This window comes from Chroococcidiopsis thermalis PCC 7203 (assembly GCF_000317125.1).
In the GTDB taxonomy this organism is placed as follows: domain Bacteria; phylum Cyanobacteriota; class Cyanobacteriia; order Cyanobacteriales; family Chroococcidiopsidaceae; genus Chroococcidiopsis; species Chroococcidiopsis thermalis.
The window spans coordinates 5129923-5153799 of the sequence record NC_019695.1 but is presented as its reverse complement, the minus strand read 5'-3'; the positions used below and the strand labels follow the sequence as shown (position 1 = coordinate 5153799).

Annotated in this window: 26 protein-coding genes; 20 read left to right on the top strand and 6 right to left on the bottom strand. The window is 45.2% G+C overall.

What is annotated here, in order from left to right; genetic code table 11:
* The first annotated feature begins 53 nt into the window (after window positions 1-53).
* The 13 genes from nifD (at window position 54) to fdxB (ending at window position 10762) form a co-directional block, all read left to right on the top strand.
* On the top strand, window positions 54-1535 hold the full coding sequence (gene nifD / locus CHRO_RS22420) for a nitrogenase molybdenum-iron protein alpha chain (protein ID WP_015156514.1): 1482 nt from the start codon (window positions 54-56) through the stop codon (window positions 1533-1535).
* A 177-nt stretch (window positions 1536-1712) separates the two neighbouring features.
* Entirely contained in the window at window positions 1713-3251 is a 1539-nt protein-coding gene (gene nifK / locus CHRO_RS22415; protein ID WP_015156513.1) for a nitrogenase molybdenum-iron protein subunit beta, read from the top strand.
* Window positions 3252-3334: 83 nt separating this feature from the next.
* A complete protein-coding gene (locus CHRO_RS30840) occupies window positions 3335-3649 on the top strand; it encodes a Mo-dependent nitrogenase C-terminal domain-containing protein (protein ID WP_015156512.1) in 315 nt (104 codons plus the stop codon).
* A gap of 238 nt (window positions 3650-3887) precedes the next feature.
* On the top strand, window positions 3888-6665 hold the full coding sequence (locus tag CHRO_RS30835) for a bifunctional nitrogenase iron-molybdenum cofactor biosynthesis protein NifEN (RefSeq protein WP_015156511.1): 2778 nt from the start codon (window positions 3888-3890) through the stop codon (window positions 6663-6665).
* Window positions 6666-6786: 121 nt separating this feature from the next.
* Window positions 6787-7197, top strand: coding sequence for a nitrogen fixation protein NifX (nifX, locus tag CHRO_RS22405; protein WP_015156510.1), 411 nt, complete (start codon window positions 6787-6789; stop codon window positions 7195-7197).
* A complete protein-coding gene (locus CHRO_RS22400) occupies window positions 7194-7670 on the top strand; it encodes a NifX-associated nitrogen fixation protein (protein ID WP_015156509.1) in 477 nt (158 codons plus the stop codon). Before nifX ends, CHRO_RS22400 begins: the two co-directional genes overlap by 4 nt.
* Before the next feature lie 25 nt (window positions 7671-7695).
* Window positions 7696-7926, top strand: coding sequence for a CCE_0567 family metalloprotein (locus tag CHRO_RS22395; protein ID WP_015156508.1), 231 nt, complete (start codon window positions 7696-7698; stop codon window positions 7924-7926).
* Window positions 7923-8237, top strand: coding sequence for a nitrogenase-stabilizing/protective protein NifW (gene nifW, locus CHRO_RS22390; RefSeq protein WP_015156507.1), 315 nt, complete (start codon window positions 7923-7925; stop codon window positions 8235-8237). The genes CHRO_RS22395 and nifW overlap by 4 nt, the downstream gene beginning before the upstream one ends.
* 11 nt (window positions 8238-8248) lie before the next feature.
* Window positions 8249-9085 carry a HesA/MoeB/ThiF family protein gene (locus CHRO_RS22385; protein WP_015156506.1) on the top strand — a complete coding sequence of 279 codons (837 nt, stop codon included), beginning with the start codon at window positions 8249-8251 and terminating at the stop codon, window positions 9083-9085.
* Between the two features lie 96 nt (window positions 9086-9181).
* A complete protein-coding gene (locus CHRO_RS22380) occupies window positions 9182-9553 on the top strand; it encodes an iron-sulfur cluster assembly accessory protein (protein WP_015156505.1) in 372 nt (123 codons plus the stop codon).
* Between the two features lie 136 nt (window positions 9554-9689).
* A complete protein-coding gene (locus CHRO_RS22375) occupies window positions 9690-9989 on the top strand; it encodes a 2Fe-2S iron-sulfur cluster-binding protein (RefSeq protein ID WP_015156504.1) in 300 nt (99 codons plus the stop codon).
* A gap of 11 nt (window positions 9990-10000) precedes the next feature.
* On the top strand, window positions 10001-10390 hold the full coding sequence (locus CHRO_RS22370) for a FeoA family protein (RefSeq protein WP_015156503.1): 390 nt from the start codon (window positions 10001-10003) through the stop codon (window positions 10388-10390).
* A gap of 75 nt (window positions 10391-10465) precedes the next feature.
* Window positions 10466-10762 (top strand): ferredoxin III, nif-specific, encoded by a 297-nt coding sequence (fdxB, locus tag CHRO_RS22365; protein WP_015156502.1) that lies wholly within the window; start codon window positions 10466-10468, stop codon window positions 10760-10762.
* 48 nt (window positions 10763-10810) lie between these two features.
* On the opposite strand, the gene CHRO_RS33525 is transcribed toward fdxB, so the two are convergent.
* Window positions 10811-11005 carry a hypothetical protein gene (locus CHRO_RS33525; RefSeq protein ID WP_219335992.1) on the bottom strand — a complete coding sequence of 65 codons (195 nt, stop codon included), beginning with the start codon at window positions 11003-11005 and terminating at the stop codon, window positions 10811-10813.
* Between CHRO_RS33525 and CHRO_RS22360 the strand changes: the two genes are divergently transcribed.
* A complete protein-coding gene (locus CHRO_RS22360; RefSeq protein ID WP_015156501.1) occupies window positions 10988-11614 on the top strand; it encodes a class I SAM-dependent methyltransferase in 627 nt (208 codons plus the stop codon). The genes CHRO_RS33525 and CHRO_RS22360 overlap by 18 nt on opposite strands.
* A 7-nt stretch (window positions 11615-11621) precedes the next feature.
* Here the strand turns inward: CHRO_RS22360 and CHRO_RS22355 are convergent, their stop codons facing one another.
* Window positions 11622-11831, bottom strand: a complete 210-nt coding sequence (locus CHRO_RS22355) for a TOBE domain-containing protein (RefSeq protein WP_015156500.1) — start codon at window positions 11829-11831, stop codon at window positions 11622-11624.
* 251 nt (window positions 11832-12082) lie between these two features.
* Between CHRO_RS22355 and modA the strand changes: the two genes are divergently transcribed.
* Both modA and CHRO_RS22345 read left to right on the top strand, forming a co-directional pair.
* Window positions 12083-12889 carry a molybdate ABC transporter substrate-binding protein gene (gene modA / locus CHRO_RS22350; RefSeq protein ID WP_015156499.1) on the top strand — a complete coding sequence of 269 codons (807 nt, stop codon included), beginning with the start codon at window positions 12083-12085 and terminating at the stop codon, window positions 12887-12889.
* A 453-nt stretch (window positions 12890-13342) separates the two neighbouring features.
* A complete protein-coding gene (locus CHRO_RS22345; protein WP_015156498.1) occupies window positions 13343-14941 on the top strand; it encodes a helix-turn-helix domain-containing protein in 1599 nt (532 codons plus the stop codon).
* 187 nt (window positions 14942-15128) lie between these two features.
* On the opposite strand, the gene CHRO_RS34535 is transcribed toward CHRO_RS22345, so the two are convergent.
* Entirely contained in the window at window positions 15129-15254 is a 126-nt protein-coding gene (locus CHRO_RS34535; protein WP_256498612.1) for a hypothetical protein, read from the bottom strand.
* A 53-nt stretch (window positions 15255-15307) separates the two neighbouring features.
* Between CHRO_RS34535 and CHRO_RS22340 the strand changes: the two genes are divergently transcribed.
* Together CHRO_RS22340 and CHRO_RS22335 are read left to right on the top strand one after the other, a co-directional pair.
* Window positions 15308-17080, top strand: coding sequence for a S8 family peptidase (locus CHRO_RS22340; RefSeq protein ID WP_015156497.1), 1773 nt, complete (start codon window positions 15308-15310; stop codon window positions 17078-17080).
* A gap of 148 nt (window positions 17081-17228) precedes the next feature.
* Window positions 17229-17453: a DUF1344 domain-containing protein gene (locus tag CHRO_RS22335; RefSeq protein ID WP_015156496.1), complete on the top strand. Its 225-nt coding sequence runs from the start codon at window positions 17229-17231 to the stop codon at window positions 17451-17453.
* Between the two features lie 59 nt (window positions 17454-17512).
* On the opposite strand, the gene CHRO_RS22330 is transcribed toward CHRO_RS22335, so the two are convergent.
* Window positions 17513-17824 (bottom strand): hypothetical protein, encoded by a 312-nt coding sequence (locus CHRO_RS22330; protein ID WP_015156495.1) that lies wholly within the window; start codon window positions 17822-17824, stop codon window positions 17513-17515.
* Between the two features lie 363 nt (window positions 17825-18187).
* On the opposite strand from CHRO_RS22330, the gene CHRO_RS22325 reads away from it, so the two are divergent.
* On the top strand, window positions 18188-19984 hold the full coding sequence (locus CHRO_RS22325; protein ID WP_015156494.1) for a PAS domain S-box protein: 1797 nt from the start codon (window positions 18188-18190) through the stop codon (window positions 19982-19984).
* Between the two features lie 17 nt (window positions 19985-20001).
* On the top strand, window positions 20002-21555 hold the full coding sequence (locus CHRO_RS22320; protein WP_015156493.1) for a hybrid sensor histidine kinase/response regulator: 1554 nt from the start codon (window positions 20002-20004) through the stop codon (window positions 21553-21555).
* A gap of 55 nt (window positions 21556-21610) precedes the next feature.
* Here CHRO_RS22320 and CHRO_RS22315 read toward each other — a convergent pair whose 3' ends face one another.
* Together CHRO_RS22315 and CHRO_RS22310 are read right to left on the bottom strand one after the other, a co-directional pair.
* Window positions 21611-23128, bottom strand: coding sequence for an aminotransferase class I/II-fold pyridoxal phosphate-dependent enzyme (locus CHRO_RS22315; protein ID WP_015156492.1), 1518 nt, complete (start codon window positions 23126-23128; stop codon window positions 21611-21613).
* Window positions 23129-23323: 195 nt separating this feature from the next.
* Window positions 23324-23617 carry an NIL domain-containing protein gene (locus CHRO_RS22310; protein WP_015156491.1) on the bottom strand — a complete coding sequence of 98 codons (294 nt, stop codon included), beginning with the start codon at window positions 23615-23617 and terminating at the stop codon, window positions 23324-23326.
* Window positions 23618-23877 lie beyond the last annotated feature (260 nt).

The window sequence follows — 23877 nt, the reverse complement described above, 5'->3', positions numbered from 1 at the left end:
ACACCCTACACCCTTTCTTCACCCCGACTCCCTACACTCAAGAGAGGCAAATTATGACACCTCCTGAAAACACGACTCTAGAACAAGCAAATACTACGGTAGACAAGAAAGCACTGATTAAAGAAGTCCTAGAACTTTACCCAGATAAAGCCAAGAAAAAACGGGAAAAACACCTCAACGTCTACGAAGAAGGAAAATCCGACTGCGGCGTTAAATCGAATATCAAGTCCGTCCCTGGTTCTATGACCACCCGTGGCTGTGCCTACGCAGGTTCTAAGGGTGTGGTCTGGGGTCCGATCAAAGATATGATCCACATCAGCCACGGTCCCGTAGGTTGCGGTTATTACTCCTGGTCTGGTCGTCGCAACTACTACATCGGTACGACAGGGATCGACACCTTCGGCACAATGCAATTTACTTCCGACTTCCAAGAACGCGATATCGTTTTCGGCGGTGACAAAAAACTGGCGAAGCTAATTACCGAGTTGGACGAACTTTTCCCACTCAACCGAGGCGTTTCCATTCAGTCTGAATGTCCCATTGGTCTAATTGGAGATGATATTGAAGCCGTAGCGAAAAAGGCAGCGAAAGAAATTGGTAAAACCGTTGTTCCAGTACGCTGCGAAGGTTTCCGTGGAGTTTCCCAATCGCTGGGACACCACATTGCTAATGATTCTATCCGTGACTGGGTTTTCCCCCAAGCAGATAAGAAGAAGAAAGAGTTGGGCATTGAAGGGACACCCTACGATGTTGCGATTATCGGTGACTACAACATTGGCGGTGATGCTTGGTCTAGCCGCATCCTGCTAGAAGAAATTGGCTTGCGCGTAGTCGCCCAGTGGTCGGGAGACGGCACGCTCCACGAAATGATGATGACTCCAACAGTGAAGCTGAATTTGGTTCACTGCTACCGCTCCATGAACTACATCAGCCGTCACATGGAAGAGGCTTATGGTATTCCCTGGTTGGAGTATAACTTCTTTGGTCCCACCAAGATTGCTGAGTCCTTGCGGGAGATTGCTTCTAAGTTTGACGAAACAATTCAGCAAAAAGCAGAAGAAGTTATCGCTAAATACCAGGCACAATGCGATGCAGTCATAAAGAAATATCTCCCGCGTCTCGAAGGCAAGACTGTAGCATTGATGGTTGGTGGCTTGCGTCCTCGTCACGTCGTCCCAGCGTTCTATGACTTGGGGATGAAGTTGATCGGTACTGGCTATGAATTCGGTCATGGCGACGATTACAAGCGTACCACTCACTACATCGAAAATGGCACGTTGATCTACGATGACGTTTCTGCTTTTGAATTCGAGCAGTTTGTTAAAGAATTGAAGCCGGATCTGATTGCTTCTGGAATTAAAGAAAAATACGTCTTCCAGAAAATGGCGCTGCCCTTCCGTCAAATGCACTCCTGGGATTACTCCGGTCCATATCACGGTTATGACGGCTTTGCAATTTTTGCTAGAGATATGGATTTAGCGCTGAATAGCCCGACATGGAGTTTAATCGGCGCTCCGTGGAAGAAAGAGAGCTGAGGGAGCTGAGGGAGCTGAGGGAGCTGAGGGAGCTGAGGGAGCAAGACAATTCGTAAGTTGTAAGTAAAACCTCTTGCCTCTTCTCACACCCCACACCCCACACCCCACACCCTACACCCTTTCTTTACGCACCACACACCACTTTCTTCCCCCAGCCCCTAATATTGGAGAACAGTCATGGCTCAAAACAACATAGACAACATTAAGGATCACGCTACGCTGTTTCATCAGGACGAGTACCAAGAGTTATTTCAGGCTAAAAAACAGTTTGAAGGTGGGCACAGTCCAGAAGAGGTTGCCCGCGTTGCAGACTGGACGAAAACCTGGGAATACCGCGAAAAGAATTTTACTCGTGAAGCTTTGACCGTGAATCCTGCTAAAGCTTGTCAGCCTTTAGGCGCAATCCTGGCTGCTGTAGGTTTTGAAGGTACTCTGCCTTTCGTTCACGGTTCTCAAGGTTGCGTAGCTTACTTCCGCAGCCACTTTACTCGCCATTTCAAAGAACCATTTTCTGCTGTTTCTTCCTCTATGACTGAGGATGCAGCGGTGTTTGGCGGACTCAACAACATGATCGATGGCTTGGCGAATAGCTACAATCTCTACAAGCCGAAAATGATCGCCCTTTGCACTACCTGCATGGCAGAAGTCATTGGAGATGACTTGGGTGCTTTTATCAAAACTTCCAAGGAAAAGGGATCTGTACCCGAAGATTTTCCAGTTCCCTACGCCCATACACCCAGCTTTGTCGGCTCCCACATTACGGGCTACGACAACATGATGAAAGGAATTCTGTCAAATCTGACTGAAGGCAAGAAGCAAGCAACAACCAACGGCAAGATCAACTTTATTCCTGGTTTTGAAACATATATTGGCAACTTGCGGGAAGTCAAGCGTTTAGCATCCTTGATGGGCGTTAACTATACTCTACTGGCAGATAATTCAGATTACCTCGACTCTCCTAATGATGGCGAGTACAGGATGTACCAGGGTGGCACTCCCTTAGAAGATGCAGCAGATTCGATTAATGCTGAAGCAACGATCGCTTTCCAAGCATACTCTACCACCAAGACGCGGGAGTACATTACAAAAGAGTGGAAACAAACCACTTCAGTTACCCGTCCTGTCGGTATCCGAGGCACGGATGAGTTTTTGATGAAACTATCAGAACTCACCGGACAGCCAATTCCCAAAGAATTAGAAGACGAACGGGGACGTGCAGTGGATGCGCTGACTGATTCCCAAGCATGGTTGCACGGCAAGCGCGTTGCTCTGTATGGCGATCCAGATCTCGTCATCGGATTGGTGCAATTTCTCCTAGAAGTGGGCGCTGAACCCGTACACATCGTAGTGTCAAACAGCAACGAAGTATTCGAGCAAGAATTGCAAGCAATCTTGGATGCTAGCCCCTTTGGTAACACTGCCAAGATTTGGGGTGGTAAGGATCTGTGGCATATGCGATCGCTCCTCTTTACCGAACCTGTAGACTTACTGATCGGCAATTCCTACGGTAAGTACCTGTGGCGCGACACCCACACCCCACTCGTACGAATTGGCTACCCAATCTTCGATCGCCACCACTTGCACCGCTATGCCACCTATGGCTATCAAGGAGCAATCAACCTGCTCAACTGGATTGTCAACACGCTACTCGACGAACTCGATCGCAATACCATCGTTCCCGCCAAGACCGATATTTCTTACGACTTGATTCGATAATCGCTGGGCGATCGGTAATTGGTAGTAGAGAAATCTTATCAATTACCAATTACCTTCCAATACTCCAATTCATCCCATCAGCCATGTCTACCATCACCCACACAAGCGATCGCTCTGTAATTCCCGAAAAAATTCCAGGCTTCGATCTACTCTCTCCCCTACGTCGATGGGTGAATCAAATCCAAATATGCGATCGCCATACTGCCCATCTCATTTGTCAAGTCATTCCCTGCTGCTGCCCTTTTGAACGAGACGTAACTCTACTCGGACGCACCTTTCACATTCCCGCACTCTGCGAACTAAATCCACTCTACAACGAGCTTATAGGCTTGCGCTTTCGCAGCCTATCCTACCTCTCAGATGAGTGTGGCGAAGATGTCACGAAATACATTTGTTAATCGGTAAGTCAAAAGTCAAAAGTCAAAACTGTTAGAAGTTAAAGATTACGACTAACCCCATGTGTGACTTTGTAATAGCCCCCTTTCTAGGGGGTTGGGGGATCGGAGAACTGCGCCATTCACGAAGAGATCCCCCCTAGCCCCCTTTCAAAAGGGGGGAACAAGAGTAAAGTTGCACCGAAGCGTGACTAACCACTCACCAGATCGTCCCACGCACCACTCCACCACCAGCTAAGTCATGAAAATCACCCAAGGTAAAATTAACGAGCTGCTCAGCGAGCCAGGATGCGAACACAATCACCACAAACAAGGACAAAAGAAAAATAAGTCCTGTCAGCAACAAGCTCAACCAGGAGCGGCTCAAGGGGGTTGTGCCTTTGATGGCGCATCGATCGCCCTCGTCCCCATTACTGATGCGGCTCATTTAGTCCACGGACCGATCGCTTGTTCTGGTAACTCTTGGGGTAGTCGTGGCAGTCTTTCTTCTGGTTCCCATCTCTACAAAATGGGCTTTACGACTGACTTGAATGAGAACGATGTCATCTTCGGCGGCGAAAAAAAGCTGTACAAAGCCATTATGGAAGTGCAGCAACGCTACAATCCTGCTGCGGTATTTGTCTACTCTACCTGTGTCACTGCCCTGATTGGCGATGACTTGGATGCAGTCTGCGAAGCCGCTACCAATAAAATCGGTATACCCGTCGTCCCCGTGAATTCCCCTGGCTTTATTGGGAGTAAAAATCTTGGCAATCGTGTCGGTGGTGAAGCCTTACTAGAATACGTTATCGGTAGCGCCGAACCAGAATTTACCACCCCCTACGATATCAACCTGATTGGCGAGTACAACATTGCTGGAGAATTGTGGGATGTTTTGCCTCTGTTTGAAAAATTAGGTATTCGAGTCCTTGCCAAAATTACGGGTGATGCCAAGTACAACGAAGTTCGCTATGCCCACCGCGCCAAACTCAATGTGACGATCTGCTCCAAAGCGCTGATCAACGTGGTGAGAAAGATGGAGGAACGCTACGGCATTCCTTATATTGAAGAATCTTTCTACGGCGTGGATGACATGAATCGCTGTTTGCGCAATATTGCAGCAAAACTGGGCGATACAGATTTGCAAGAGCGAGTCGAGAAATTAATTGCCGAAGAAACTACGGCGTTAGATGTTGCCCTAGCCACGTATCGCGATCGCCTTCAAGGTAAGCGCGTTGTCCTTTATACCGGAGGTGTGAAAAGTTGGTCGATTATCTCTGCGGCTAAAGACTTGGGGATGGAAGTTGTCGCCACTAGCACGAAAAAAAGTACCGAGGAAGATAAAGCCCGCATTAAAGAACTGCTGGGTAAAGACGGCATCATGCTAGAAAAAGGCAATGCTCAAGAATTGCTACGGACGATCGCCCAAACAAAAGCAGATATGTTGATTGCTGGTGGTCGCAATCAATACACAGCCCTCAAAGCCAAAATTCCCTTTTTAGACATCAACCAAGAACGCCATCATCGCTACGCCGGATATACAGGCACGATCGAAATGGCGCGAGAACTGGATGAAGCCCTGCACAGCCCCGTGTGGAAACAAGTGCGTAAGCTCGCACCTTGGGAAGAGGGACAAGGGGAACAAGGAGACAAGGGGGACAAGGGGGACAAGGGGGACAAGGGGGACAAGGAAGCAACTACCAACTACCCATTACCCATTACCAATTCAAAATCCAAAGTCCAATCTTCCAAAAAGGCAGTTGCGGTTAATCCTTTGAAGCAAAGTCAGCCTTTGGGTGCAGCCTTAGCATATTTAGGATTAAAAGGTGTGATGCCTCTGTTTCACGGTTCTCAGGGTTGTACTGCTTTCGCCAAAGTCATGTTAGTACGGCATTTTCGGGAAGCAATTCCCCTATCCACCACGGCAATGACCGAAGTTAGCACTATCTTGGGTGGCGAAGACAATATCGAGCAAGCAATCCTAACGCTGATGGAGAAATCAAAACCAGAAATTATCGGTCTGTGTACCACTGGACTAACGGAAACTAGAGGCGATGACATGGAAGGTATCCTCAGAAGCATTCGCAAACGTCACCCAGAATTAACTGATTTGCCGATCGCATTTGCCTCTACACCTGATTTTAAAGGTGCATTGCAAGATGGTTTTGCCGCAGCCGTGGAAAGCATAGTCAAGGAACTGCCTCAACCTGGAGAAACCAGATTAGACCAAATCAATCTCTTGGTAAGTTCTGCGTTTACGCCAGGGGACGTACAGGAGATTAAAGAGATCGTCTCAGCCTTTGGACTAAAACCCATCGTCGTACCCGATCTTTCCGCCTCGCTCGACGGTCACTTGGATGATTCCTACAGCGCGGTGACGGGTGGTGGTACGACTTTGGCAGAACTCAGAGCGATGGGGACTTCGTTGTTTACCCTAGCACTAGGTGAGAGCGTGCGCGGTGCGGCGGAGATTATGCAAAAACAGTTTGGTATACCCTACGAAGTCTTTCCGCAACTAACTGGATTAGATGCAGTCGATGACTTTTTCCAAGGACTTGTAGATTTGAGCGGTAATGAAGTCCCAGAAAAATACTGCCACCAACGCCGCCAGTTGCAAGATGCCATGCTCGATGCTCACTTCTATTTCGGGCGCAAGCAAGTATCGCTAGCACTAGAACCAGATTTACTGTGGTCGATCGCTGGGTTTTTGCGATCGATGGGAACTGAAATTCATACCGCAGTCACAACCACAAAATCGCCCCTTTTAGAGCAACTACCAGTCGAGAGCGTCACAATTGGTGATTTAGAGGACTTCGAGCAATTAGCAGTAGGTTCTGACCTGCTGATCGGTAATTCCCATACTAAAGCGATCGCCCGTCGCCTCGACACTCCCTTCTATCGCCTCGGTTTCCCCGTATTCGATCGCTTAGGTAACGGACAGCGTTGCACAGTCGGCTACCGAGGCACCATTCAGCTTTTATTCGATCTTGGCAACCTGTTTCTAGAGGCAGAGGAGCGAGGAGCGAGGAGTGAGGAGTGAGGGGAAGAAGAGAGCTGACCCAGCTGGGGGAGCTGGGGGAGCAACTACCAACCACCAACTACCAACCACCAACTACCAATTACCAATTACCAATTACCAATTACCAATTCGGAGGATCGGTATGAAAATTGCCTTCACAACTAACGACAGAGTTCATATTAATGCTCACTTTGGTTGGGCGAAAAAGATTGATGTTTATGAAGTTTCGCCAGAAGGGTATCAGTTTGTAGAAACACTCCGATTTGATGGCGATCTTAAAGAAGATGGTAATGAGGACAAATTACTGCCAAAAATTGAAGCCCTATATGATTGCACGATTGTTTATGTATCGGCAATTGGAGGAAGTGCAGCAGCTCGGTTAATTAAGAAGCGCATTACACCAATTAAAGCCAGATCTGAAGATGACGAAATTCTCGATATTTTGGAAAAGTTAGTTCAAACTTTGAAAGGCAGCCCTCCCCCCTGGTTGCGAAAAGCCTTACAACAAAAATCACCTAGTTTTGCACAATTAGAAGAGGAAGTAACTGTATGAGCGCTACTGAAACCACCAACCAAACTACTACCAACGAAGCCTTCAACTCTCTGTTTGTTCAAGAGTTAGCCAGACAAATTCGCGCCCAAGATTCCTATGGCTTTTATCGAAATTGGGCAGATGAATTAGTTATCAAACCCTATATTGTCAGCAAAGAGGCTAAGCGCAAAATTTCTGTAGAGGGCGATGTCGATCCCGTAACAAAAGGCAGAATTTTATCATTCTATCGGGCGATCGCGGCTCGAATCGAGCAAGAAACAGGTTTATTATCCCAAGTCGTTATCGATTTGAGTCATGAAGGTTTCGGCTGGGTACTTGTTTTTTCTGGTCGTCTGTTACTAGTTGCTAGAACCTTACGCGATGCTCAACGCTTCGGTTTTGATTCTTTGGAGAAATTAACAGCGGAGGCAGACAAGCTAGTTGAAAAAGCGATCGATCTCGCTCAGCGTTATCCCGAAGTTGGCAAACTGTAAAAATAAAACATCTCAAAAGATTTGTATGGTACAAGTAACCAAAACTGCTGTTAACCCAGATATTAACGAGTTAAAAACTCAACTCAAAAAGCTTAACAGTAAAGCCGGACAAATGAAGATGGATCTGCACGATCTCGCCGAAGGTTTACCTACAAATTACAACCAACTTATGGATGTAGCAGGTCAAACCTATGAAATCTATCGACAGATTGACGAACTCAAGCAACAGTTAACAAAATTGGAGCGAGGACAATGAGCAGAATAGCCCAATTTCAACAAATTGTCGATGCAGAGCAATATTTTGAGTTCTTCGATCTGCCTTACGATGCTCAGTTTGTGAATGTGAATCGCCTGCATATTTTGCAGAAATTCTCTAACTATATCAAAGCGATCGATCGCGATTCTCCCGATCTAAACGACGAGGAAAAGCTCGGTCAATATCGTAACGCACTCCAACAAGCTTATGACGTTTTTCTTGCTTCCAAACCTGTCGAACAAAAACTATTCAAGGTGTTTAACGAGAAGCCACAAAATGTAGTTTTGCTAACAGAAATTGGTACAGATTGAGGAGAAAAACTGTGTTAAACCTCACCCCCATCGAATTAGAACGCTACCGCCGCCAAATTATGCTTCCTGGTTTTGGCGAGTCAGCACAGCAACGCTTGAAATCATCAACAGTACTGGTGACAGGTGTAGGCGGGCTGGGTGGCACGGCGGCGCTTTACCTAGCGGTAGCAGGAGTTGGACGGCTCATTCTAGTACGGGGCGGCGAACTGCGACTAGATGACATGAATCGCCAAATTCTGATGAGCGATGATTGGGTAGGCAAACCCAGAGTTTTCAAAGCTAAAACAACACTAGAACAGCTCAACCCAGATATCCAAATCGATGCTATTTGCGAGTATGTCACGCCAGAGAACGTTGACGATTTAGTACAAGCTGCTGACGTTACCCTCGACTGCGCCCACAACTTCATCGAGCGAGATTTGTTAAATGCTGCCTGCGTGCGCTGGAAAAAGCCAATGGTAGAAGCAGCGATGAACGACATGGAGGCATACTTAACCACAATTATCCCCGATCGCACCCCTTGTTTATCTTGCATATTTCCCGAAAAGCCTGATTGGGATAAACGCGGTTTTGGCGTTTTGGGTGCGGTATCTGGAACTCTAGCTTGTTTGACTGCACTAGAAGCAATCAAGCTGATTACAGGAATCGGTAAACCACTGTTATCTCAACTACTCACGATGGACTTGGGCAGTTTAGAGTTTGCCAAGCGTCGCCCCTACCACGATCCTAATTGTCCGGTTTGCGGTACTCCTGCTTTCTCGCCCTATTCTACCTCGCGATTGCGCGATCGCTTCGATCCCCCATCCCCCTTAAAAAGCGGGCTAGTAGCACAATCTCCCTCTTGTTAAGGGGGATTAAGGGGGATCTTCAAGAGCTATGTATCCTAACCGAGAAGTGTCGATTCTCTAGCCTCTCATTCCTACCTACTAACTCAGGAGATTTATATGACCCTAACATTAACAGAAGTTGCAGAATTCCGGCTTCGTACCTTCCTGCAAGCCGCTAGCAAAGAAGACAATTCCGCTCAACGAGGCATTCGTGTTGCTGTCGAGGATGGCGGTTGTAGTGGCTATCAGTATTCCTTAAACATCGCCAGCACACCACGGGCAGATGACCTTGTAGTAGAGCAAGGCAAGCTACGCATCTACATTGACTCGCAAAGCGCTCCGTTATTGGAAGGAGTTGTGATTGATTTTGTCGATAGCTTGCTAGAAAGCGGATTTAAGTTCAGCAATCCTAATGCTACTGATACCTGTGGCTGTGGCAAATCATTCCAAGCAGGCGATTGTACTCCCGCTGGCGTGCCGTGCAGCTGAGTAGAAAAGTCAAAAGTCAAAAGTCAGAAGTCAAAACTTGTGGGGGTGGGTTTTTTGCAGATACTTGTGAAATCACAATTAGTTCTTTGATTTAACTAGCCCGTACAAAGATCGAATCATTTTGGAGGACACGACGATGACGACTTATCAAGTGCATTTAATCAATAAAAAGCGATCGCTCGACATTACGATCCCTGTTGAAGAATCTATTACGATTCTGGATGCCGCAGAAGAACAAGGACTGGACTTACCCTTTTCCTGTCACTCTGGTTCTTGCTCTAGTTGCGTTGGCAAAGTGGTTGAAGGCGAAATCGATCAGTCCGAACAGGTGTTTTTAGATGACGAACAAGTGAAGAAAGGATTTGTGCTTCTCTGTGTCGCCTATCCTCGCTCTGATTGTACGATCCGCACCCACCAAGAAGCCTATCTAGTCTGAGTACCCACGATATGTTTACTGACTTTACCATTTTTGGCTCCTCGCTCAGTTTGCTCCAACCTGGAGAACAGGGAGTCGTTAACAGAGTCGAGAGTGCAGACGAGGCTACGGTACAGGAACTCAGGGCAATGGGTATTGTACCTGGAGTCACCATCATTTTAGAACAGCGATCGCCTGCCTACAAGGTTATCGTAGGAGGCGATCGCCTGATTCTCTGCCAAAAGTCTGCTGATGCAATCTACGTGAGGTTGACGGCGCGATCGAATTCTGCCCCTATTCAAGCTGCTGGTATGGCTGGGGTGCTAACTGCTCTATTCCAATGGTTGGGTGCAACTCAAAAAAATAATCGGCGAATAGAATTCGCGGAACCACACATTCAAAGTCCGCAAGGCAAGGACTGAATCAACTGAAATACATCTAATTTCTTACTTTTGCCTTTTGACTTTTAACTTTTGACTTACTCAAGAGGAGACACTATGGCAACACTTACTAGTTTGACTTTTGGGGGTAAAACCTGGACACCCCAATTCGTACAAGAAATTAACCAAGATAAATGTATTGGTTGTGGTAGATGTTTTAAAGCCTGCGGTAGAAACGTGCTACTACTGCAAGCACTGAATGAAGATGGGGAGTTTGTCGAAGATGAGGAGGCTGAGGAGATCGAGCGCAAAGTCATGTCTATTGTTCATCCAGAATACTGTATTGGTTGTCAGGCTTGCTCTAGAGTTTGTCCCAAAAATTGTTACACCCATAGCTCGTTAGAACAAAATTAGATAGCAATTCTGTTTGAGTTGTAAACTACTCGTGAAGGTGGTCATTGGTCATTGGTCATTTGTTGTTGGTTGACAGTTAACGGTTAACAAGTAGTTATTCTCCCTTGTCCCCCTTGTCCCCCTTGTCTCCCTTGTCTCCCTTATCCCCCTTGTCTCCCTTATCCCCCTTGTCTCCCTTATCCCCCTTGTCTCCCTTGTCCCCCTTGTCCCCCTTGTCCCTGAATTATGTCTACGAACGACCAATTAGAAAACCTGGTTTTTGAGCCCAATTGGTCTGCTTACTACCAAGCAGTAGAAGGTCGTCCGCCGCGAGAAACTCTGCTATCGGCGTTGACAAGGTTTGAGCCATTATCTGCGGAATTTCCCCGATTTGCAGTCGATTTGGGCTGCGGAGATGGACGAGACACGGCGGAACTGCTGAAGCGGGGTTGGCGGGTACTAGGAATTGATAGTGCAGCAGAAGCGATCGCCCGTTTGCAAAGTCGTCCTGACATCGATCTCCGTCGCCTAGAAACTCTGGTGATGCGCTTTGAAGATCTAGTATTACCAGAATCGGTCGATCTCATTAATGCCAGCTTTTGCCTACCATTTTGTCCGCCGGAACATTTTCCTAGCTTGTGGAACAAAATTATCGCAGCATTGCGGGTTGGGGGACGTTTCTGCGGTCAATTATTTGGCGATCGCGACTCTTGGGCAGTTTACCCTAACATGAGCCATCACACCCGCGCCCAGGTGGAAGAATTGCTGCAACCTTTCAAAATTGAATGCTTGCAAGAAGAAGAACATCCAGGAACGACTGCTTTAGGAGAACAAAAGTACTGGCATATTTTTCACATTGTTGCTTGCAAATAGCGATCGCTCAATCAACTGCAACCATCACATCTGACGATTTAACGACAGCGTAAGCCTCTTTACCCTCTGCAAGTCCCAAGCTTTCAGCCGAGGATTTTGTAATAATTGCAACTATTTCCACTCCAGGCGCAAGTTCTAACGTGACTTCAGTATTAACGGCTCCTGGTACAACTTTTTTTACAGTTGCTTTCAATGTATTGCGGGCGCTAATCTTCATTTGTCAATCTTTTGTATATGTTTTGTTAGCTCGATCTTCTATCTATTTACGCTCGTTAAACTGTAAATTTAACTACTTTTTATTGCCGAGCGATCGCCTCATCATCTCCTTTAAGGATTAGTAGTTTCTACATATTGACTCATTATAAGTATATGTTAATCTAATCTATCCATAAAGCATATCTAATATAGATTCTACTATAATTTATAGTTATTTTTTGTAGATAAAGTAGATATTGAACTGAAGATTCTATGAAAAGAAAAAATGTTTTTGCCTTTATTTGTGGAGTTGCGATCGCGCTGATTTTAGCAACTATTTTCAACTGGCTCAATCCATCTCCTGTTGTCGCACAAGCAAATACAAACTTACTTATATCTGCTGCTGCTAGCCTCCAAGATGCCTTAAAAGAAGCCCAACCACTTTTTCAAAAAACTCAGCCGAAGATCGAAGTCAATTATAACTTTGGTGCTTCTGGGGCATTACAACAACAAATAGAACAAGGTGCGCCAGCAGATATCTTTTTTTCTGCCGCTGCAAAGCAAATGAATGCCTTGCAGGATAAAAATTTGATTCTTCTCGATACCCGCCGCAACCTCCTAACTAATCGCCTTGTCTTGGTTGTGTCGAGTAATTCCGATCTGAAGATCGATAAGTTCGAGCAATTAACAGATACTAACATAAAACGAATTGCTGTAGGCGAATTCCGCAGCGTTCCAGTCGGACAATATTCCGAGGAACTATTCAAGAAATTAGGAATTCTATCACAAGTTAAACCAAAATTAGTGTTTGGCAATAATGTCCGTAATGTACTAGCTGCTGTAGAAAGTGGCAATGCTGATGCTGGAATTGTCTATACCACAGATGCCAAACTCTCAAATAAAGTTCGGGTAGTGGCTACAGCAGCGGAAAACTTACATTCTCCGATTGTCTATCCTATAGCCATTATCAGTAGTAGTAAAAATCTTGATGCTGCCAAAGAATATATTCAGTTTTTAACTGACAAGCAAGCAAGAACCGTGTTTGAGAAATACGGTTTTGGCATAGCCAAAGCATCGTAAAAATAGCGATAGGTAGAAACGAGAACGTCTAGATTATCTGAGGCGATCGCTAATACCTATTTGATAAAGTACTCTGATTCAGCCGTATTTTCTCAGTTCTGTGCTGCCAATTGCAGTAGATTATTGACATCCTCAGCAACAGCATACCAAGATAAAATTTGGTCGTTAGCTGGGCTGTCACTAGGAGATGCATGGGGTTTTGCCCTTGCCATAGGCATCGCCTCAAATGATTTTACTAAAATATTAAGACTTTATTTAATGGCTCAAAGCGAACAAAAATATCTGAGCTTGCAGATTAAATATATTTACTATAAATAATTCGTAAGAGTATAGCTTCGAGAAAAACTCTTGGATGGCGAGGAGTTCAAATCTTTGTAGAGAAAATTTTCGGCGATCGCGTATTCATAGCACTCAGCAAAGCTAGCATCTTTTGAAAAAGAACCGCGCAATACCATGCCTTACGCCATTACTAAGCACTGCATTCGTTGTGACAACTGCCTGCCTCAGTGTCCTACAGGTGCGATCAAAATTATCGAGGGTGAGTATTGGATCGATCCCAGCTTGTGTCATGACTGCCAGGATTCCCTAGCACCGCAGTGTGTAGACTCTTGCCCTGTCAACTCTCCGGTTCCTTGGCAAGCGAAGAAAGGTAGATGCAAGATTGATGTTAGAACCGTACCTAGCCTCGATCTTTTTCCCGACGGTAAAAGTCATCCTTTTGCTTCCGCGATCGCTAGTTGGGAATTATGCAATGTTCTAGCACAGCGACACTCTCTTACTTGGGAAATCGATGCTGCGGGAGAGTTGTACTATCAGCGGCAAATTCATGGAGGTAAGGGTGCGATCGCCTTCCGAATTACAGACAGCTTAGATTTGGAACCGCCAGTTGCGCTTAAAGGCGATCGAGCATTATCTGCGATCGAGACATTTGATATTAGATCTGCCTGCTTGCACTTAATCTACGCCGCTCATGTTACAAGCTTAGAGCGTCCTTGGGAAGAGGAATTCATTATCAGTGACCGACAGATTGAGGAATACTTGGGACTGGACAAGCGCAAAGACCTGAGCAAACTGACTAAACTCGTTCTCATTAAAGAACTTGCCCAACAACCCTGCAAGCTAATAGCTTGTATCGATCTGCCCCAACAAGGAAAGATTAAGGGAATTCGGCTGGAAAAAAGTCGTTTGTGGCATTTACTGGACACTCAACATCACTTTCAAGAAGACGATTTGGGATGCAAACATCTGGTTGGGTTGACTTTCAAAATTAAAATCGGTCAGTGGGCGCAGCATTTTCTGAATCGGCAAGGTTGCAAAGAGCGGACTGCATTCTATCAGTACGGTACTTTACCCAAAGCCCTACTCAGCGCCGTGATGAGTATTTGGCAGCAGCATGAGGGTGCAGCGCGGATGATGCTATGGTTGCTATTTAAAACCAAAATGGGTAAAGAGCAGCGCGTTACGATTCCCACTCTCATGAGAGTAGCCTACGGCGAGCGAAAACTGAGCCAAATATCTTTGCAACCGGAGAATCGCCAACGTCTATTAAGAATATTTGAAAGCGATTTAGAGGTACTCGATCGCTACGGACTCAAGCCTGTATTCGATCCTGTGACCTATCCACCAGAGATTCAACCTTTGTGGGCTAAGTTAGTCGATATTCCAGAAGATGCGGAAGCTGCATTAGAATTTTGGATTGATGATGGTAGCAATAGCACTCGATTGACCGATGCTGCCCCTCGTGGTAAGTGGAATCGATTAATGAATGCTCGGATTTTGCATTTTGAACTGCCTCCAGAGTGGGAACAACAACTCGCGAAATCTAAGAAGAAGCAACGAACGACGAACCGCAAAACTAGGTCAAAATCGCAAGTAGCCCTCTCTACTGAATATATTATTGAAGCAAGAAAAAAACTGGGATTGAGCCAAAGAGATTTAGCCCAGCTAACGGGTAAAAGCCAGAGTTGGATTCGCGATATTGAAAATGGACGTTTTCAAGCTAAGTTAGAAGATCGAATATTATTGCAAAAAGCGCTAGGGATGAATGCTTGACTTGAATTATGGTCTCTGCGCTTTAGCAGTTCTAAATGATTTGTAAAGCAGGCTTCTAGCCTGCTCCACGTTCATGAATCAAATAGGATTGCTATTGTTGGAATGGTAATTCCTGCTAGTTTGAAGCGATCGCTGAAAGTCTACAAACTGCCCTCAAGCAACTAAAGTTGTAATGGGATTTAGAGAATTAATGTGAGTGGATAGTAACGCATTGGCTAGCAGAGTGAAACTCTTCTTCTAGCCACCAGCCACCAGCCACCAGCCACTGATAACTGTAAGAATTCTGCAACATTTGTTTGTAGGACGATCGCATGAGTTATCTTGTAGATTAAGCTACTGCCGCTTCAGTACAGATGGATTGCAGGTATGAAAAAGTTTATTCTACTGTGTTTGTTTATTGGCGGGCTGTGGTTTGCTCTGTCAAGCTTTCAAGGTCTGGCAGCTAAAGGCGAATATCAGTCCATTGTGCTAGATTTTCGGGAAAATGTGCCGAATACGGAGATAGAAGCTAAATTAAACGCGATCGCGCAGCAATACAAAGTCAAGCCTCGGCTTAATAGTGAGTTTTCCGCAGCAGATAATGTATATGTCGTGGAAGGCGATCGCCAGACTCTGACTAGCCTGAGAAACTCCAAAATCGCTAAATCTACCGAATATATCGAACCTAACTACATTTACCGCGCCTATGAGGTTCCCAACGACCCCCAATACGGTCAGCAATGGAACATGCGTAGTATTAGCATTGAGTCGGCATGGGATGAAACCAAAGGTAGCGGCGTAACCGTTGCTGTGATTGACACGGGCATTAGTCAAGTTCCAGACCTGAAAAATACCAAATTCGTCGAAGGCTACGACTTTGTAAATGATAAAGTTGCAGCAGATGACGACAACGGGCATGGGACTCACGTAGCAGGTACGGTAGCGCAATCAACCAACAACAATTATGGTGTCGCAGGTGTGGCTTACGAAGCCACGCTCATGCCCCTGAAAGTCTTAAGTGCAGGTGGTACGGGTACGACCTCCGATATTGCCGAAGCCATCCGCTTTGCTGCTGACAACGGCGCAGGCGTAATTAATATGAGCTTAGGTGGTGGTGGTGAAAGCGAAATGATGAAAGAAGCGATCGCCTATGCCCATCAAAAAGGTGTCGTAGTCGTCGCCGCTGCTGGCAATGCCAATAGCAACGCTGCCGAGTACCCCGCCCGCTATCCTCACGTAATTGGAGTTTCGGCGATCGATTCAGCGGGAGAAAAAGCCCCCTACTCTAATTTCGGTGCAGGAATCGATCTTTCTGCTCCTGGTGGCAGTAATTCCGGCAAAATCGTCCAAGAAACTATCGATCCAGATACGGAAGAACCAGTATTTGCCGGATTCCAAGGAACCAGCATGGCATCTCCCCACGTTGCCGGAGTCGCCGCCTTAGTTAAAGCTGCTGGGATACAAGACCCAGATGAAGTAGAAAGCGTTCTGCAAAAGTCCGCCAGAGTCGTGCAAGATGACGGACTCAACTACTACGGTGCGGGACATTTAGATGCATCCGCCGCCGTGAAACTTGCCGTGCGCGGACAAATTACCTTCAAAGACTTCTTCCGCTGGCTGCGGGATAACGGCTACCTCAACCCCCGTTTCTGGATTGATGGTGGTGCAGTGGCATTATTACCTAAAGTCCTGATGGTACTCGGTTCTTACCTCTTGGCTTGGTTCTTGCGGGTTTACTTCCCCTTTACCTGGAGTTGGTCGCTGTCATGGGGGTTAGTTACAGGCAGTTCGGGTTTATTCTTCCTCAAAGGCTTTTATATCTTCGACCTACCTCAATGGCCCTTCCGCTTGCTGGGCAGTTCCATTCCCGAACTCGGTAGCGCTATTCAGGGATACTCTGAGTTAAACCCCTTCTTTGCCAGCGTAGTGATTCCCTTCGTGTTAATCGTGTTACTGCTGGGAAATCCGAATTGGAAGAAATTTGCTGTCGGTACAGCTTTAGGTGTCGCTAGCTGCTTGTTAATCAGTGCCTTTATCGCACCCGATTTAGGCTGGTTGGGAAGTGGGGCGATCGCTCGTACTTTTCTGATCGGTAATGCTTTAGCCTGTTATGGGATCGCTTGGTTGGCAATGAAAGGTGAAGGAAGCTTAGTCAGTTAACAGTGACCAGTGACCAATAGAGACGCAACATCTCTCGACCCTCCTTACTCCAAAGGGGGGATTTTTGTGTCTCATTTTCCTGGTTCCCGTAGCTCCTAGCTCAAGCGCCCCTAGTATAAGAGTAGTAATACGACATGGATCGAATAAGATGAGTATTAACATTACAGGGACGATCGAGCGGCGCGATATTGGTACTGGGGCTTGGGCTTTGGTTGCAGATGACGGCACGACATATGAGATTCCTAGAGGGACTGCCAAGGAATTGCTGAAGGACGGACAAAAAGTGAAAGTTGCTGGAGAGGTAAAAGAAGATGTGATGAGCCTAGCGATGATCGGTCCCGTCTTAGAGGTAAAATCGTTTGAAATTGTCTAAAAGAGAGTTATGGTAGAGTGCGTTAAATAACGCACCCTACGAATTTTTGCTTTCCTGCATTAGTTAGCAGACACGACTTCTTGCAAGCGCGTTCTAAACTCCCCTTTGGGATGACCCCCTTTCACTTCGCCCACAATTTTGAAGTCGCCTTCTGGCGTATCGCAAATAATATAAGTGGGCCATCCCATTTCGGCTTTATCTGGATATTGAGTTAATAAAATCTTGCGATACTTGCGATAAGTTGTCGTATCTTGCATTTTGACATCGATAAATTCTAAGCCTAATTCTTCACTAACTTTGCGATCGTAGAAAGACATTTTATGGCAAATTCCACAGTCTTCAGACGAAAATTTAATCACTGCTAATGCCATGACTTGCAACCTCCGATAGTTGAATAGTTAAAAAGTTTCTCAAATCGAATCGATCGGACTTAAACTATATCAAGTTTACTAGCAATCGACATTTATAGAATTGCGATCGCCTTTGACATAAAAGCGACTGCATAAAAACTACAGATGCGATCGCAACATAGCTTTTAAATTCAGTACAATTACTGAGTTACGTTTATCACAAGAGCAAGCGCTCGTGCAAGCGGGGAAGCACGGGGACGCAGATGAAGGTTTGCTGTTATTACTAAGCGACTTCAGAGAATTTACGGACAAAATCAAGTCGAGAAACAGATATGCTTATTATCTGGAGCCGATCTAATGATTTTATGGAAAAACTTCTGAGCAGTGGTTAAGCGTAAATCTCTATTTTGGCGTTACGGTGTAGCAGTGTTGACAGTGGCGATCGCCTTAGTTGTCACGCTCTTTCTCGCTACCCTAATCCATAAAGAAAGCCCATTTATGCTGTTTTTCATTGCGATTTTGGTCAGTGCCTGGTGTGGTGGAATGGGAGCGGGATTAGCAGCAACAGCACTCGCAGCAATCTTATGCAACTATTTTTTCCTCCCTCCTCAATACGTGCTATCCATCGCGAGTTGGGAGCAAGGCTTGCGCCTAACGATTTTCGTTCTCGAAGCCATCTGTATCTGTACTGCTATTGCTATCCTTAACTCTGCTAGAGTGCGAGCGCAACAGAGCCAAGTCGCAGCGTTACATTGCCAAGCAACTTTACTCCAAAGTGAAGAACGTTTCCGTCTGCTAATTGAGGGAGTGAAAGATTACGCAATTTTCATGCTCGATGCTGATGGAATAGTTGCCAGTTGGAATGCAGGAGCGGCTAGAATTACAGGCTATAAAGCTAGAGAAGCGATCGGGCAACACTACTCTCGATTTTACACCTATACCGACATAGAAAGCGGTATTCCCCAACAGGAATTACAAACAGCGATCGCGCAAGAGCGTCTGGAAACGGAAGGCTGGCGGATACGACGAGATGGCTCTAGGTTTTGGGCGAATGTCGTCACGACAGCTCTCAAAGATAGTAGCGGAGAAATTCAAGGTTTTTCTCAAGTCGTGCGCGATGTTAGCGATCGCCAACGTAGTGAAGAGTTGCTCCGCCAGAGTCAAGAGAGGTTGCATTTGACTTTAGAAGCATCGCAGATAGGAATTTGGGACTGGAATTTGCATACGCACGAACTTAAGTGGTCTTTGCAACAAGAGGCTTTATTCGATCTCGCACCTGGGACATTTGCAGGTACTTACGAAGCTGTTCTCGATCGGATTTATCCAGAAGATCGTGCTTCGTTCAGCGAAGCTATTACCCGCGCGCTGGAAAGAACGGGAGAATTTGAGCAAGAATTTCGCATTCTTAGTGCTGATGGTAATATTCGTTGGTTGGCGGGACAAGGTAAAGTTTTTTATGATGATGCCGATCGAGCGATCTGGATGACTGGAATTAATCGCAACATTTCCGAGCAGAAGCAAGCAGCAGCACGCATTCAAGCTGTAGAACGAGAAAAAGATTTTTTGTTGAAAGAAGTTCACCACCGCGTTAAAAATAATCTACAAATGATTTCTAGTTTGCTTAGTTTACAAACAAACTATGTCAGCGATCGCCAAACGCTAGAAATTCTAAAATCGGGTGAGGCTCGGATCTTTTCTATGGCTCTGGTTCACGATCTCTTGTATCGCTCTCAATCTCAAAATTTCGTTCAAATTAATTTAGCTGATTATATTGAAACACTAGTTAATAATTTATACAGTACATATGACACTGCTAAACTCAATTGCAAGCAAGTTACTTTAAAACTTGCAACAGAACCAATTTGGGTAAGTATAGATATTGCTATTCTCTGCGGCTTGATTATTAACGAACTTACAACAAATGCAATGAAACATGCTTTCAAAAAGAGGCAATTTGGGCAAATTTGTATTGCAGTTCAATTTGAAGAACCTCAAACTCATAATCATGTCATTCTCAAAGTCAGCGATGATGGAATTGGATTACCGCTAGAACTTAATTGGCAAAATACTAAATCTTTAGGACTACAAATAGTCAATATATTAACCAACCAGCTAAAAGGAAATATTGAATTAACTAAAAAAGATTTTGGTACGGAATTCATAGTGAGATTTTCGATCTAGACTGAGTTTACAAAAGAATGAATATTCCAGCAAAAATATTGGTGGTTGAGGACGAAGGGATCGTTGCCAAAGATATAGAAAATCGGCTACAGAAGTTTGGTTACCATGTCTGTAAAACTGTCGCAACTGGAGAAGATGCGATCGCACAAATTAGCGAACTCAAACCAGACTTAGTACTCGTGGATATTCGCTTGCAAGGAGATATGGACGGCATAGCGGTAGCTCAAATTTTACATCATCATTTCGAGCTTCCTGTGGTCTATCTAACTGCAAGTTCCGACGAATACATTGTCACTAGAGCGCTGGCAACACACCCCTTTGGTTATATTGTCAAACCTTTTAGAGAGCAAGAACTAAAAACAACAATCGAGATCGCGCTAAATAAATATTTAGTAGAACAAAATCTCAAACAAAACAAATACTGGTTGAGAACTGTATTAAAAAGTATTAATAATGGCGTAATTGCTAGCGATACAGAAGGAAAAATTACTTTGATGAATCCAATTGCAGAAGCTCTGACTGGTTGGAATCGACAAGATGCCTGCGGTAAAGAAGCAACAGAAGTTGTCAAAATTATCCCGACACAAACTATATCAGAACACCCAATTCAACAAGCTTTACAGAAAGGAATAACAGTCGAGATTTCAGAGCGATCGCAACTGATCGATAAAAATGGTTTAGAAATACCCATTGACGACAGCATTGCGCCAATTAAAGACGATCGAGGAAACATTGTAGGCACGATGTTAGTTTTTCAGGATATTAGCGAACGACAGCAGGTCGAAGCTATGCATCAAAAACAAATCGAGCAAGAACAGATGTTGGTGCAAATGGAGAAGATGCACGAACTCAAAGATGATTTTTTAAGCACTGTTTCTCATGAGTTACGTACACCGATTGCCAACATGAAAATGGCAATTCAAATGTTAAAAACTTCTCCTAGTAGTGAAAAAAGACAACGATATTTAGAAATCTTGCAAGCAGAATGCAATCGAGAAGCTGAGTTGATTACCGAACTACTCGATCTGCAAAGATTAGAAACAGCGTCTTATCCCACCCTCGTACAAGAAGCGGTTAACTTACAAGAATGGCTACCTCAAATTATGGAGCCTTTTCTGATTCGCGCCCAAGAAAATCAACAATTACTAGAAATTCGGCTCGATCCTAATCTATCGCAAATCTTGACAGACCGCGCCAGTTTGGAGCGAGCGATCGCCGAACTAGCAAACAATGCCTGTAAGTATACTCCAATGGGAGGCGCGATCGTCGTAAGCGTGCAGCCGCAACTTGCGCCTTGCACCGCTTACCAACTACCAACTACACGCACGATCTTTACCGTCCGCAACCAAGCAGAAATTCCCGCAACAGAATTACCAAAGATTTTTGAAAAATTTTATCGCATTCACAACAGCGATCGCTGGAAACAAGGGGGTACGGGATTAGGATTAACTTTAGTACAAAAATTGGTAGAACACCTTCAAGGAACGCTTCAGGTAGAAAGTCAGGAAGGGTGGACTACATTCACTATGGAATTACCTGATGAGCAGGGAGCAGTTATCAGCGATCGGTGACCAGTTATCAGTTATCAGTGTAGAGATGTTACATGTAACGTCTCTACAAAGTAACTCACTTCTTAACTACTTTTAACTGAGTGAGACTCGGCTCGGTGCATCCGGTAATGTATCCATCACTGACTTGAATCTGTTGTAGGTATTCCAATGCTTCTGAGGTGATGATTTCTCCTGGCATTAAAATAGGAATCCCTGGAGGATAGGGACAGATAAGTTCTGCACTGATGCGATCGCGTGTCTGATGAAATGGTAGTGTTTCTGTTGGAGCAAAGAAAGCCTCACGCGGTGTGAGAAGAGAATTCGGAATTCGGAATAACGCTTCGCTTCGCCTTCGGCTGACGGAATTCGGAATTTGGAGTTGGTTTTGACTTTTAACTTTCGACTTTTGACTTACTTGTGTAGATCTTTCAGCCAGAACAGCAAAACCTTCTACCAGTCGCTCGATATCTGCTACTGTGTTGCCCAAGGAAATAATAAACGTGAGGTGCTGTAAAGATGGTAATTCGGCTGTAACGCCTAATTCTTGATGCAAGATTTCATCCGCCTCAAATCCCGCGATCCCCAAACCGGAGACAGTGACGGTAAGTCTCGTCTCGTCAAGTGCAACAAAGCCTGAGTTTTTTGCTGGCATCTGTAAAACTGAAAGATTGGGAATTTGACTAATCCGGTTTCTGGCTTCATCAGCTAAGCGCAAAGCTTTCGTCATCAATTCCTCGCCGTATAATGCCATTTGTTGCCGTGCGGCATCTAGGGAGGCTAAAAGTAAATAACTGGGACTGGTAGATTGTAATAATTGTAAGGATTTATTTAGGCGATCGCGATCTATTCTATTGCCGCTAACGTGTAGCATTGAAGCTTGAGTCAATGCCCCTAAAACCTTATGAGTTGACTGTACGCTTAAATCTGCGCCAGCTGCTAAGGCAGGGGTAGGCAATTCGGAATGAAAGGCAAAGTGGGAACCGTGCGCCTCGTCAACTAATAAAGGAATATTATGTTGATGAACTACAGCAGCGATCGCATTTAGATCGCCACATACACCGTAATATGTTGGATATACCATCAACACCGCTTTGGCATCGGGATGTGCGGCTAAGGCTGCGGCTACTGCTTCAGGAGTGATGCTGTGAGCGATATCCAGCACCGGATCGTATGCAGGAGCAATGAAAATAGGGACAGCACCAGAGAGAATTAGACCTGCGATCGCTGAATTATGCACGTTACGCGGCAGAATAATCTTATCTCCTACCCCACAAGTTGCTAAAATTGCTGCCTCTACACCACAAGTTGAACCGTTGACTAAAAACCAGGTTTTTTCCGCTCCAAACGCGACTGCGGCTAATTCTTGCGCTTCCTGAATGATTCCTTGGGGTGCAAATAGGTTATCTAACTCCGGCAATTCTGGTAAGTCAGCACTAAATATGGCTTTACCAAAGTAATTTACTAGCTGCTGGGTGATTCCTTCTCCCCGTTTATGTCCTGGGGTATAGAAAGGAGCATGATTGATTCGAGTTGCACATTGCCAAAGAGCCTCCAGAATTGGAGTTTTGGCTTGAGAGATGATGTCAAATTCCATCAGGCATACACTAGCAGCGTCAAGACGATCGTATAACAATATGTCATGTATACCTTGCACGCGCGATCGCGATCGCCCCACTAAAATCGTACTTTTATTTGTACGGGCGAGTTTTAGTGAGAGATCTTCGTTAGTTATTAAGGATTCTAGCTAAACCCACCCCTGCGAATTTTTCACTTTTAGCTTTTAACTTGCTTACCAGCCGTCTTCTTCTGGCGTAGAGTGTCCCCAAATTTCTAAATCCAAGTCGTTCAAATAGGTAATCGCGTTGCCAATCTGAGGTTTTGTCCCATGAAGTTCTAAATCGAACCAACCATCATCGCGTCCATTCGCACTCAGTAAAGCCGCCAAAATGTTTACAGTAATCCCACACTGGGAAGTGAGGCGAGAAATGACTGGTTCGCTATGCAAGCCTTTGGGTATGCGAATCTTGAGCCGAGTTTGAGTTGGTCTATGCGTACCTAATTCCACATCGCTTGGAATCGCCATAGTTATCTCCCATAAAGGTTAGTTTTTACATCTGAGATCTGAGATCGCAGCTCTACAAGCTATAGCTTTAATCAACGGTTAATTTATCGGAATAGTGTATTTATTAGTTGCGATCGCTACTATACCGACTGCACAGCAGAAAAGCAATCGGACAAGAAGTAAAGATTTATTACTATTATTTGATTTTTTGCAGATTTGGTAATTTGTCACGGGTAATTTGTCACGCATCACTCACCGCTGTATGGGTGCATGGCTGTGCG

Coding starts and splice junctions, on each gene's coding strand:
- nifD (WP_015156514.1), top strand. CDS start 54: ATGACACCTCCTGAAAACACGACTCTAGAACAAGCAAATACTACGGTA.
- nifK (WP_015156513.1), top strand. CDS start 1,713: ATGGCTCAAAACAACATAGACAACATTAAGGATCACGCTACGCTGTTT.
- CHRO_RS30840 (WP_015156512.1), top strand. CDS start 3,335: ATGTCTACCATCACCCACACAAGCGATCGCTCTGTAATTCCCGAAAAA.
- CHRO_RS30835 (WP_015156511.1), top strand. CDS start 3,888: ATGAAAATCACCCAAGGTAAAATTAACGAGCTGCTCAGCGAGCCAGGA.
- nifX (WP_015156510.1), top strand. CDS start 6,787: ATGAAAATTGCCTTCACAACTAACGACAGAGTTCATATTAATGCTCAC.
- CHRO_RS22400 (WP_015156509.1), top strand. CDS start 7,194: ATGAGCGCTACTGAAACCACCAACCAAACTACTACCAACGAAGCCTTC.
- CHRO_RS22395 (WP_015156508.1), top strand. CDS start 7,696: ATGGTACAAGTAACCAAAACTGCTGTTAACCCAGATATTAACGAGTTA.
- nifW (WP_015156507.1), top strand. CDS start 7,923: ATGAGCAGAATAGCCCAATTTCAACAAATTGTCGATGCAGAGCAATAT.
- CHRO_RS22380 (WP_015156505.1), top strand. CDS start 9,182: ATGACCCTAACATTAACAGAAGTTGCAGAATTCCGGCTTCGTACCTTC.
- CHRO_RS22375 (WP_015156504.1), top strand. CDS start 9,690: ATGACGACTTATCAAGTGCATTTAATCAATAAAAAGCGATCGCTCGAC.
- CHRO_RS22370 (WP_015156503.1), top strand. CDS start 10,001: ATGTTTACTGACTTTACCATTTTTGGCTCCTCGCTCAGTTTGCTCCAA.
- fdxB (WP_015156502.1), top strand. CDS start 10,466: ATGGCAACACTTACTAGTTTGACTTTTGGGGGTAAAACCTGGACACCC.
- CHRO_RS22360 (WP_015156501.1), top strand. CDS start 10,988: ATGTCTACGAACGACCAATTAGAAAACCTGGTTTTTGAGCCCAATTGG.
- CHRO_RS22355 (WP_015156500.1), bottom strand. CDS start 11,831: ATGAAGATTAGCGCCCGCAATACATTGAAAGCAACTGTAAAAAAAGTT.
- modA (WP_015156499.1), top strand. CDS start 12,083: ATGAAAAGAAAAAATGTTTTTGCCTTTATTTGTGGAGTTGCGATCGCG.
- CHRO_RS22345 (WP_015156498.1), top strand. CDS start 13,343: ATGCCTTACGCCATTACTAAGCACTGCATTCGTTGTGACAACTGCCTG.
- CHRO_RS34535 (WP_256498612.1), bottom strand. CDS start 15,254: ATGCGATCGTCCTACAAACAAATGTTGCAGAATTCTTACAGTTATCAG.
- CHRO_RS22340 (WP_015156497.1), top strand. CDS start 15,308: ATGAAAAAGTTTATTCTACTGTGTTTGTTTATTGGCGGGCTGTGGTTT.
- CHRO_RS22335 (WP_015156496.1), top strand. CDS start 17,229: ATGAGTATTAACATTACAGGGACGATCGAGCGGCGCGATATTGGTACT.
- CHRO_RS22330 (WP_015156495.1), bottom strand. CDS start 17,824: ATGGCATTAGCAGTGATTAAATTTTCGTCTGAAGACTGTGGAATTTGC.
- CHRO_RS22320 (WP_015156493.1), top strand. CDS start 20,002: ATGAATATTCCAGCAAAAATATTGGTGGTTGAGGACGAAGGGATCGTT.
- CHRO_RS22315 (WP_015156492.1), bottom strand. CDS start 23,128: ATGGAATTTGACATCATCTCTCAAGCCAAAACTCCAATTCTGGAGGCT.
- CHRO_RS22310 (WP_015156491.1), bottom strand. CDS start 23,617: ATGGCGATTCCAAGCGATGTGGAATTAGGTACGCATAGACCAACTCAA.